Annotated in this window: 4 protein-coding genes; 2 read left to right on the top strand and 2 right to left on the bottom strand. The window is 61.4% G+C overall.

Annotation, left to right across the window (positions count from 1 at the left end; all coding sequences use genetic code 11):
* Positions 1 to 341: aldehyde dehydrogenase family protein (locus R6U20_RS13900; protein ID WP_410338437.1), on the top strand; the 341-nt coding region annotated here is incomplete at its 5' end.
* Entirely contained in the window at positions 239 to 1,069 is an 831-nt protein-coding gene (locus R6U20_RS13895; RefSeq protein ID WP_410338438.1) for an aldehyde dehydrogenase family protein, read from the top strand. The genes R6U20_RS13900 and R6U20_RS13895, both read left to right, overlap by 103 nt.
* A 242-nt stretch (positions 1,070 to 1,311) precedes the next feature.
* Here the strand turns inward: R6U20_RS13895 and R6U20_RS13890 are convergent, their stop codons facing one another.
* On the bottom strand, positions 1,312 to 2,583 hold the full coding sequence (locus R6U20_RS13890; protein ID WP_410338436.1) for an MFS transporter: 1,272 nt from the start codon (positions 2,581 to 2,583) through the stop codon (positions 1,312 to 1,314).
* Between the two features lie 65 nt (positions 2,584 to 2,648).
* A partial coding sequence (locus R6U20_RS13885) for a rhodanese-like domain-containing protein (RefSeq protein WP_410338435.1) occupies positions 2,649 to 2,867 on the bottom strand: 219 nt, incomplete at its 5' end.

The raw sequence follows: 2,867 nt of genomic DNA, 5'->3' as shown, positions 1-2,867 counted from the left end.
CACTGATCGTATCCCCTTTGCTACATTCTATTTTGCTTATGGCTGACCTCTTCCAAAACTACATCGATGGCACCTGGCAGGCCGCTGCAACCGGCCAAACATTTGCCAGCCGCAATCCGGCGTCATTTCAAGACGTGGTGGGCCACTTTCCCGCCTCGGGCCCCGCTGACGTAGACGATGCGGTGGCTGCTGCGCAATCGGTATTCGACAGCTGGTCGAGCACCCCTCGGTCGATGCCATCTCGTTCACCGGCTCCACCGAAGTCGGCACGAAGATCGGCGAAACGTGCGGACGCCTCAATAAGAAGCTGTCGCTCGAAATGGGCGGCAAAAATCCCATGATCGTGATGGCAGACGCCGACCTCGATCTCGCGCTTGAAGGCGTGCTCTGGGGCGCATACGGCACCACCGGACAGCGCTGCACCGCCACTAGCCGCCTCATCGTCCACGAAGACGTCCACGACGAACTCGTGGATCGCATCCAGGAAGCCGCCGAAGACCTGACGCTCGGCGACGGACGCAAAGACGGCGTGGATGTGGGCCCGCTCATCAATGAAGACGCCCTCAAGAAGGTACAGTCCTACATGGACATCGGCCCCGACGAAGGCGCTACGCTTGTCTTTGGCGGTGATACGCCCGACGATCCGGCGCTGGACGATGGCTACTTCTTCCAGCCCACGCTCTTCACCGATGTAACGCCCAACATGCGGCTTGCGCAGGAGGAAATCTTCGGCCCGGTGCTCAGCGTGCTCACGGTATCGTCGTACGAGGAGGCCGTTGAGGTCGCCAACAACACCGACTACGGACTCTCCTCCAGCATCTACACCGAAAACGTGCGCCACGCCTTCCGCGCCATGCACGACCTGGAGGCGGGCATCACCTACGTGAATGGCCCCACCATCGGCGCCGAAGCCCACATGCCGTTCGGCGGCGTCAAAGGCACCGGCAACGGCCACCGCGACGGCGGCTGGGAGGTCTTCGACTTCTACACGGAGACAAAAACGGTGTACGTCGATTACTCCGGCCAACTTCAGAAAGCACAGATGGATAACGCGCCGGATGCGGAGTAAGTCACTTTCAAACCTGACAGGTCTGCGAGGCTTGTCAGGTTTCTATTCGGTCGCTATTTCCAAACGCCTCGTTCCCGCCTGGAGCGAGGCGTTTTTTTGCGCATCCGCACGGGTTCAGGAGGAAGCGACACAGCGTCCCCCTTCCATCATGTCTCGCACCATTGAAGGCATCCGCCCCTGCCCCATTTCCCCTTTCCGCATCACGTGGATGCACTGAACAACGTGCGTACCAGCTTCAACACTCAGGCGCTCGACCGCTCTGGCGATGCGTGCGTCCCGAACACCGGATGGGTCTCTTCCATGCGCCAGACCACATACGCCCCCGAGATAAACATGGCAGTAGCAGTGCCATAGAACGCCGCTTCGATCGAGAACACATCCACCGTAATCCCGATGAGAACCGCTCCCACCGCGTACCCGAGATCGCGCCACATGCGATACACCCCGAGTCCGGTCGATCGCCACAGCGGGTGGGCAGCATCGCTGGCCACTGAAATCAGGTTCGGGTAGTGCAGGGCCATGCCAATGCCCGAAAGGCCCGAGAAGAGCATCCAGCCGGCATAGCTGTCGACCCACATCATGCCCGCAATACCGGCGCCGGCCAGGAAGAACCCCGCCACAATGGGCGGCTTCCGCCCGATCTGATCGCCCAGGCGTCCGGTATACACTTGCAGGAAATAGGCGCCGCTGTGTATCCCCACAACTACGCCAACTTGTGCCGGATCGAGCCCTTGTCCGATAAGAAATAGCGGGAAAGCAATCCAGACCAGCGTATCGACAAAGTTTTCGACGTGTCCGGCCTGCGCCGCTGCAAACAGCGTAGGATCTTTGTACGTGGCGCGCTTCACGATCTCCCAGAACGGAAGGTCGGCGTCGGTGCGGGCGTCGTCACGCTCGGCCTCGCGGGCGGCTTCGGCCTGGGCGTACGGAAGGGTTTCCTGGATCAGGAAGAGTGCAATGAGCAGGGCCACTACAATGACGCCAGCCAGAAAGTAGAACGGCTCTGGACGCAGGGTGTAGTGCGTGGCAATGACGCCGGTGAGCCATGCGCCAATGGCCACGCCGGTGTATCCAAACGCTTCGTCGATACCCGCTGCCAGCCCGCGCTCCTCGGGAGCGGCCAGTTCGATCTTCGAGGTCATGCTCATGCTCCAGGCTACGCCTTGGTTCACCCCAAGCAGCACATTACCGGCGGCCACCCACCACCAGTTGGGCGCATAGATCAGCAGAAACGGAATGGGGAGCGCCGACAGCCACCCGGCAATGAGCACCGGCTTGCGCCCGTAGACATCGGCCCACTTGCCCGAGTAGAGGTTGAGAACGGCTTTCACGATGCCGAAGCTCACCACAAAAGAGCCGATCACCAGAAACGAAGTGACGCCAAAGAGCTCCTCGCCCATGATGGGCACCACGTTGCGCTCTGCGCCCATGGTGAGTCCAACCGCGAACACAGTGACGACCTGGAGCGCAAATTGCTTCCAGTTTGTACGAATGCCTTGTTTTACAGTATCCACAGGGCCTGGCGTGATAATGCGTGATAGTGGGAGTGCAGCGATGGTGGGTTCGTTAGGGCAGGGCCCTATGCCGCGGTGCGCTCAACCGGATGGCCCGCCGCGGCCCAGTCGGGGAGTCCTCCGGCCAGACGGTGCGCCTCATATCCGCGATCGCGCAGACGGCGCACGGCCTTGTCCGAGTACACGCAGTATGGTCCGCGGCAGTACGCCACCACCTCGTGCCCCTCGGGTAGCGCCTCGATGTGCGCGTCGAGATTGTCAATGGGCAGCGAGCGGGCTCCGGG

Origin of the sequence: Longimonas sp., assembly GCF_046498435.1 — a bacterium.
Lineage (GTDB): Bacteria > Bacteroidota > Rhodothermia > Rhodothermales > Salinibacteraceae > Longimonas.
The sequence above is the reverse complement of the archived record's forward strand: the minus strand, read 5'-3'. Positions and strand labels throughout refer to the sequence as shown.